The sequence below is a fragment of the Kribbia dieselivorans NBRC 106261 genome (genome assembly GCF_001552435.1).
Classification (GTDB): domain Bacteria; phylum Actinomycetota; class Actinomycetes; order Actinomycetales; family Dermatophilaceae; genus Kribbia; species Kribbia dieselivorans.
In genome coordinates this window covers 1-7,046 of record NZ_BCRE01000031.1, presented here as the reverse complement: position 1 = coordinate 7,046, position 7,046 = coordinate 1, and the positions used below count along the sequence as shown (strand labels likewise).

The window sequence follows — 7,046 nt, the reverse complement described above, 5'->3', positions numbered from 1 at the left end:
CCGCCTCAGGAGTCCTGAGGCGGCCCGAAACCATCACTCGGCGGAGGTCTCAGGTCAGTTTCTGCGTCCTGAGCCGCAGGGCATTGGTGATCACACTGACGCTGGACAGCGCCATGGCCGCGGCGGCGATGATCGGTGAGAGAAGGATTCCGAAAGTCGGGTAAAGCACGCCGGCAGCGACCGGGATTCCCAGCGCGTTGTAGATGAACGCGAAGAACAGGTTCTGCCGGATGTTGGTCATCGTCTTCTGCGACAGTCGGCGAGCCCGAACGATGCCGGTCAAGTCGCCCTTGAGCAGCGTCACCCCGGCCGACTCGATCGCGACGTCGGTGCCCGATCCCATGGCGATGCCGACATCGGCGGCAGCCAGGGCCGGGGCGTCATTCACACCGTCTCCGGCCATGGCGACCACGTGGCCGTCGTTCCGGAGCCTCGTGACCACGTCACTCTTGTGGTCGGGCAGCACCTCGGCCTCCACCTTGTCGATGCCCAGGGAGTTGGCCACGGCCTGTGCCGTGACCCGGTTGTCACCGGTGAGCATGACCACCTCGATCCCTTCGGAGCGCAGTGCCTTCAGGGCCTCCGGGGTGGTCTCCTTGATGGGGTCGGCGATGGCGAAGATGCCGGCCGACTTCCGTTCGATACCGATGTAGATGACGGTGGCGCCCTCCCCGCGGAGCTCGTCGGCGCGCTTCTCGAAGCCGGACACGTCGATGTTGTTGGACTGCAGGAACGCGGCGCTGCCGATCGCGACACGTTGACCTTCGACGGTCCCGACGACGCCACGACCCACGGGTGAGTCGAAGTCGGTTACGTCAGGGATGGCCAGGCCACGCTCGTTCGCAGCCTCGACAATCGCGAGCGCCAGCGGGTGCTCCGAGGCGCGCTCGACGCCGGCGGCGATACGGAGGAGATCGGCCTGCGACAGGTCACCGGCGGAGACAATTCCGGTCACCGTCGGGCGACCCTGCGTCAGGGTGCCGGTCTTGTCGACGACGAGGGTGTCGACCTTCTCCATGCGCTCGAGCGCCTCGGCGTTCTTGATCAGCACTCCAGCCCCGGCACCACGCCCGACGCCGACCATGATCGACATGGGCGTGGCCAAACCGAGGGCGCACGGGCACGCGATGATCAGGACGGCCACGGCCACGACCAGCGCATGGGCGAACTTCGGGTCCGGACCTACCAGCGCCCAGACGATGAACGCGACGACGGCGATGACGATGACGATCGGCACGAAGATGCCGGCCACCCGGTCGGCCAACCGCTGGATCGGCGCACGCGAGCGCTGAGCTTCGGCGACCATGGCGACGATGCGACTGAGCATCGTGTCGCGGCCGACCTTCTCGGCCCGCATGACCAGGGCACCGCTGCCGTTGATCGTGCCGCCGATGACCGCGTCGCCGCTGGTCTTGGTCACCGGCATCGACTCGCCGGTCACCAACGACTCGTCGACCGCCGAGCGACCATCGATGACCGTGCCGTCCACCGGCACGGCCTCACCCGGCCGAACGCGGAGGTGGTCGTCGAGGTGGACGTCCTCGAGCGGGACCTCCTCATCGGTGCCATCGGCTCGAATCCGGCGGGCGGTCTTGGGGGTCAGGTCGAGCAGGGCCTTGAGTGCCCCCGAGGTCTGTTCGCGGGCGCGCAACTCCAACACCTGCCCGAGGAGAACCAGGGTGGTGATGACCGCAGCCGCCTCGAAGTAGACGTCGACGATCCCGGCATCGCTGCGGAAGGACTCGGGGAAGATCCCCGGTGCGACCGTCGCGACCACGCTGTACAACCAGGCGATGCCCGTGCCCATGGCGATGAGCGTAAACATGTTGAGATTGCGGGTCTTCACCGAGGCCCAGCCGCGCACGAAGAAGGGCCACCCGGCCCAGAGAACCACCGGGGTCGCGAGGATGAGTTGGATCCAGACCGACACGCGGGTGGGGATGAGGTCGTGCAACCACGGGCTCATGGCGCGACCCATTTCCAGGATCACGATGGGGATCGTCAGTGCTGTTGCGGCCCAGAAGCGGCGCGTCATGTCGGTCAACTCGGGGCTCGGCCCAGAGTCGGCCGTCACCGCGACCGGCTCGAGCGCCATCCCGCAGATGGGGCAGGCCCCCGGGCCGGACCGGCGAATCTCCGGGTGCATCGGGCACGTCCACTCGGCCGCGTCGGTGTCACGAACGGCCACATCGGTGGCGGCCGCGTGTCCGTGCTGCTCGTGCTGCTCGTGCTGGTCGTGCGCGTGCTCGTGGTGCGCGTGCTCGTGGTGCACGTGCACGTGCACGTGCTCGTGGTCCTGGTGCTCGTGATGCTCGTGCGGGTCACGTGGGGCGGACATCGCTACTCCTTTGCGTGCGGTTGGTCAGGGGTCACTCGACGAGAGTGGTCGTGGTCGCGCCAGAGTCGGAAGTGCTCAGCACCTTGCCGTCCACGAACACGATGACCTCGAGTCGTCCTTTGGACGTGCGGTCGGCCCACAATGCCTCGGCCACCCCGATCCTCTTCGGTGCCACGTCCCACGACTCGCCCCGGTCGCTGCTGACGGCCAAGCGGCCGGTCGTCGTGATCGTGGCGATCGTCCGGTCATCTGCCCACGTCGCCAAGAGCGGGAGCTCGGGGGTGGCCAGAGCAGTCCACGAGGCGCCGTTGTTCGTGCTGGCCAAAAGCCCGTCGGCGGTCGTCGCGACCAAGCGCCCCGTCCGGGGAGACGCCGCCAGGGTTCGGGGAGGCGAGGGGATGCTGCGGTCGACCCAGAGCTTTCCGTCGGTGGTCGTGCGCAGGGCACCGTCGAACGCGGTCACCTGTGTGGGCCCCGCGGTCAGGGCGTGGAAGTCGGACTGGCCACCGCGAGACTCCTGCCGCCAGGTGTGCCCTCCGTCGGCGGAGGACAGCAGTCCGACTGGCTGGGGTAGATCGACACCGAGCCCGGGGTGGCCGGAGGCGTAGTACGTGCCATCAGGCGCCACGGCGAACCCCATCAGGTCGATCACCGGGCCGGCCTGAACCAACCCCCCGTCGACCTGGCGGTACAACCCCTCATGGGTGGCCAGCAGCAGTTCGTCCGTTTCGGGGTCGCGAGCGATCCCGTGGACGTGGGTGATCGCGACCGGCGCCGTCGAGGTCGGAATGGTCCCCTGTTGCCCACTGGCCGAGGACGCCGGTGAGGGCGTGACGTCCACGGCCGGAGTCGTGGAAGGTGCCCGGCACGCAACGAGCGCTCCCAGCGCCAGACCGGCGACCGCCAGGCCCAGGGTTCGCCGCCCGGATCGGGTGCTCATTGGGCGTACTTCAGGGCGATCATCATGCCCGCTTCGGCGTGGTAGATGTTGTGGCAGTGGACCATCCAGTCACCGGCGTTGTCGGCGTCGAGATCGATTGCCGTCGCCTGCATCGGCGCCAACAGGACGGTGTCCTTGCGGAGCCCGGAGGGAAGGGCGAACGTGTGCCCGTGCAGGTGCAGCGGATGGGTCATCATCGTCGCGTTCGTGACGTTGATGCGCAGGCGCTGCCCTTCCTTGACGCTGAGGGGCTCATTCTGGCCGTACACGGCACCGTTCATCCCCCACCGATAGGGCTTCATCGAACCCTCCAGCGAGAGGTCGAGGGTGGTGTCCGGGTTCTTCGCCGGGAGCTTGGCGGACTCCGCGGGCTGGAGCGTGGATCCGATCAGGATCGTCCCGGCGAGCTCGGCCGGCTTCACGTCCGCGCGAGGCCGTGATCCCTTGCCGGTACGGACCAGGGCCATGGCCTGTCCACCGCTGGTCTTGCCGAACGGACGGGCCACAAGCGGGAACACTCCGTCGGCCAACGTGACGATCACGTCGTAGCGCTCCCCCATACCGATGTAGAACGCGCCGACCTCGGTCGGTTTCACGGTGTGGCCATCGGTGTGGGTGATCATCATCCGGTGCCCACCGAGGGCGACCGCGAAGATGGTGTCGGAGGCCGCGTTGATGACACGCAGTCGAACCTTCTGCCCTGGCTTGGCGCTCAAATGGTCCGGATCGGTCGCCGGCTTTCCGTTGATGAGGAAGTACGGGTAGGTCACGTCACCGGCGTCGCCCCACGGTCCGGCCGCTGCCATCCCGCCCATCGAGCCGTGATCCATCCCGCCCATTCCACCCGAGTCGGCCGCGCCGCCGTCGGCGATCAGCTTCTCGAGGACGTCATCGGGGGTGGTGCCGGTGCCGTCGATCCAGTCGTCCAGGACGATGATCCATTCGGCGTCGTAGGCGCCCGGCTCACGCGGGTCGTCGATGATCATCGGGGCATAGAGACCGCGGTCCAACTGGACCCCGACGTGGGGGTGGAAGAAGTACGTCCCCGGATCCGGCGCGGTGAACTCATAGACGAACTTCTCGCCGGACGCGACCGGGTCCTGGGTCAGACCAGGGACGCCGTCGGCCGCGTTGCGCAGCCTGAGTCCATGCCAGTGGATCGTGGTGTCCGCGGGCAGCCGGTTGTTCAGGGTCAGGCGGAGGAAGTCACCGGCATTCGCGCGCACCAACGGGCCCGGAACGGAGCCGTTGTACGCCCACGTGGTGACCTCCCTGCCGGCCAGGTCCAGGGTGGTCGGCGCGGCGGTCAAGGTCTTCTTGACCCCCCGTTGACCCGGTGAGGGCGTGATCGGGGTCGGTCTGCCGAAGGAGCGCGCCGGTGCGGTGCCACCGTCAGCAGGTGCCCCGCAGCCGCTGAGGGCCGCGGCCGAGGCCACGCCGAGCGAACCGAGGAGGATGTTCCGCCGGGAGATCAGGGGTGAAGTCATGATGCCTTTCAAGGTGTCGGTGGACAGTGGTCAGTGACCGTCGACGATCAGGCGACGGCGCAGTTCGTACTCCTCAGTGCTCATCTCGCCCCGGGCCAGTCCTTCCTTGAGCAAGGTGAGGGCGTCGGGCCTCGCCGTTGCCGGCTTGCCTCCGGCGGTCGGCAGCAGAGCCCGAATCACCAGGACGACGCCGATCCAGAATGCGAGCGTGCCGCCACCCATGACGAGCCACATCCACCAGCCCATTTCGTACCCGTTTCCCCACATCATCAGAGGTCTCCCGTCCATGCAGGCCGCCCGAAGCAGCGACACAACCCACGGTGCCTCCCGGACCTCAAGCCCAGGTCGCCATCAGGTTGAGGTTTGACGAAGATCGCCGGTCTCAGCCGCCAGCATCTCTGGACGCATCGGCCCGCAGTGGACACTGTCAGGGTGCGCACCACTCCACCGCAGACACCCACGAAGGTGCTCGTCATCGAAGACGAGACGGTTCTTGCCGGGATGATGGCTGCCTACCTCGATCGAGCAGGCCACGACACCAGCCTCGCCCACAACGGCCCCGACGGGATCGCGGCGGTGCGCGAGCAGGCCCCCGATGTGGTGATCCTTGACCTGGGCCTGCCGGGCCTCGACGGAATCGAGGTGTGTCGTCAGATACGTACCTTCTCCGATTGCTACGTCATCGTGGTCACGGCCCGCAAGGACGAGATTGACACTCTCATCGGGCTGTCCGTGGGCGCCGACGATTACGTCACCAAGCCCTTCAGCGTGCGTGAACTCGTCGCGCGCGTTCAGGCCGTTCTACGCCGTCCACGCACCGGGGCGCTCGATGGAAGCCCCGCACACGACGAGCCGGCGAAGGTCTTCGGCGAGCTTCGCGTCGACGCCACCGCTGCGCAGATCCACCTGTCCGGGGTCGAAGTGGCCCTCACACCGACGGAACGGGACCTCCTGCTGACCCTGGCGCAGCGGCCCGGCACCGCGTTCACCCGCAGGCAGTTGATCGAGAGCGTCTGGGGTGTGGACTGGGTCGGCGATGAGCACCTCGTCGATGTCCACATCGCGCATCTCCGCCGCAAGCTCGGAGACGATCCCGACACCGGGCGATACATCTCCACGGTCCGCGGCATCGGTTATCGGATGGGTCACGGGTGATGATTGCCGCAAAGCATCGGTCATCACGCGGGCTCGCCGCCCGGCTCCTCGTCGGGCAGACCATCGTCCTGGTCGCCGGTGCCCTCACCGTCGGCATCGTCGCCGCGATCGTCGGGCCACCGCTTTTCCATCAACATCTCATCGAAGCCGGGCACGTCCAGGACTCACCCGAACTGGCCCACATCGAGATCGCCTACCGCGATGCGTCGCTGATCTCCGTGGGTGTCGGCGTGGTGATCTCCCTGATGGCGGCCGGTGCGGTCACGTGGGTGCTCACCAGACGACTGCGCGGACCACTGGACCAAGTGACCTCGGCCGCCCGAGAACTGGCCCGCGGCCACTACGCCACTCGGGTACCCGACGTCGCGTCGGGCACCGAACTGGAGACCTTGGCGGCCGCCTTCAACACCATGGCGGCACGACTGGAAGGCATCGAAGACACCCGGCGGCGGATGTTGTCCGACCTGGCTCATGAACTCCGCACGCCGATCGCCGCGCTGGCCGCGTATCACGAGGGGCTGCATGACGGCGTGGTCGAACTCGGCTCCGAATCCCGGATCGCGTTGGCCGGGCAGACCGATCGCCTCGCGCGGCTGGCCGACGACATCGATGACGTCTCCACGGCGGAGGAAGGTCGTCTGGAGCTCCAGCTCCAACGACACCTGGTGCCCGACCTGCTGTCGGCCGCCCATGACGAACAGCAGGAGCGCTACGCCGCGAAGGCCGTCGATCTCATCGTCGACCCGGCGGCGGCCGCGCTGCCGGTGTGGGTCGACCGCAACCGTATCGGTCAGGTCCTGACGAATGTGCTGACGAACGCCCTGCGCCATACCGCTCGCGGCGGCACGGTCACCCTCAGTGCGCAGGGCGACGGGGAGAACGTCGCGATCACCGTGTCCGACGACGGCGAGGGGATGACGTCGGCGCAACTCGCCCACATCTTCGAGAGGTTCTACCGAGGCGATTCCGCTCGATCACGAGACCGCAGCGGCACCGGAATCGGACTGACGATCAGCAAGGCCATCGTCGACGCCCACGGCGGCTTCATCACGGCGACCAGCCCTGGACTCGGGCTGGGGACCGTGGTCCGGATCGAGCTGCCAGCGCACCGGTGACTCCCACCCGC

The 7,046-nt window shown here is 67.7% G+C and carries 6 protein-coding genes; 2 read left to right on the top strand and 4 right to left on the bottom strand.

Going from position 1 to position 7,046, the window contains the following annotated elements; genetic code table 11:
- Window positions 1–49 precede the first annotated feature (49 nt).
- The 4 genes from KD1_RS02935 to KD1_RS16455 are packed head-to-tail and all read right to left on the bottom strand — an operon-like array spanning window position 50 to window position 5,035.
- Window positions 50–2,338: a copper-transporting P-type ATPase gene (locus KD1_RS02935; RefSeq protein WP_083541987.1), complete on the bottom strand. Its 2,289-nt coding sequence runs from the start codon at window positions 2,336–2,338 to the stop codon at window positions 50–52.
- Between the two features lie 31 nt (window positions 2,339–2,369).
- On the bottom strand, window positions 2,370–3,278 hold the full coding sequence (locus KD1_RS02930; protein WP_068397286.1) for a F510_1955 family glycosylhydrolase: 909 nt from the start codon (window positions 3,276–3,278) through the stop codon (window positions 2,370–2,372).
- Window positions 3,275–4,765, bottom strand: coding sequence for a multicopper oxidase family protein (locus KD1_RS02925; protein ID WP_068397283.1), 1,491 nt, complete (start codon window positions 4,763–4,765; stop codon window positions 3,275–3,277). The genes KD1_RS02930 and KD1_RS02925 overlap by 4 nt, the downstream gene beginning before the upstream one ends.
- 30 nt (window positions 4,766–4,795) lie before the next feature.
- Window positions 4,796–5,035, bottom strand: coding sequence for an SHOCT domain-containing protein (locus KD1_RS16455; RefSeq protein ID WP_068397280.1), 240 nt, complete (start codon window positions 5,033–5,035; stop codon window positions 4,796–4,798).
- A gap of 231 nt (window positions 5,036–5,266) precedes the next feature.
- Here KD1_RS16455 and KD1_RS02915 point away from each other — a divergent pair, with 231 nt between their 5' ends.
- Together KD1_RS02915 and KD1_RS02910 are read left to right on the top strand one after the other, a co-directional pair.
- Complete coding sequence (locus KD1_RS02915) at window positions 5,267–5,920, top strand: winged helix-turn-helix domain-containing protein (protein WP_157073129.1); 654 nt, start codon at window positions 5,267–5,269, stop codon at window positions 5,918–5,920.
- Window positions 5,920–7,035, top strand: coding sequence for a sensor histidine kinase (locus KD1_RS02910; protein WP_068397278.1), 1,116 nt, complete (start codon window positions 5,920–5,922; stop codon window positions 7,033–7,035). The genes KD1_RS02915 and KD1_RS02910 overlap by 1 nt, the downstream gene beginning before the upstream one ends.
- The last annotated feature ends 11 nt before the right edge of the window (window positions 7,036–7,046 follow it).

Excerpts from the sequence above, each read along its gene's own strand:
- KD1_RS02925 (WP_068397283.1), bottom strand. The coding sequence starts at position 4,765 with ATGACTTCACCCCTGATCTCCCGGCGGAACATCCTCCTCGGTTCGCTC.
- KD1_RS02935 (WP_083541987.1), bottom strand. The coding sequence starts at position 2,338 with ATGTCCGCCCCACGTGACCCGCACGAGCATCACGAGCACCAGGACCAC.
- KD1_RS02930 (WP_068397286.1), bottom strand. The coding sequence starts at position 3,278 with ATGAGCACCCGATCCGGGCGGCGAACCCTGGGCCTGGCGGTCGCCGGT.
- KD1_RS02910 (WP_068397278.1), top strand. The coding sequence starts at position 5,920 with ATGATTGCCGCAAAGCATCGGTCATCACGCGGGCTCGCCGCCCGGCTC.
- KD1_RS16455 (WP_068397280.1), bottom strand. The coding sequence starts at position 5,035 with ATGATGTGGGGAAACGGGTACGAAATGGGCTGGTGGATGTGGCTCGTC.
- KD1_RS02915 (WP_157073129.1), top strand. The coding sequence starts at position 5,267 with ATGATGGCTGCCTACCTCGATCGAGCAGGCCACGACACCAGCCTCGCC.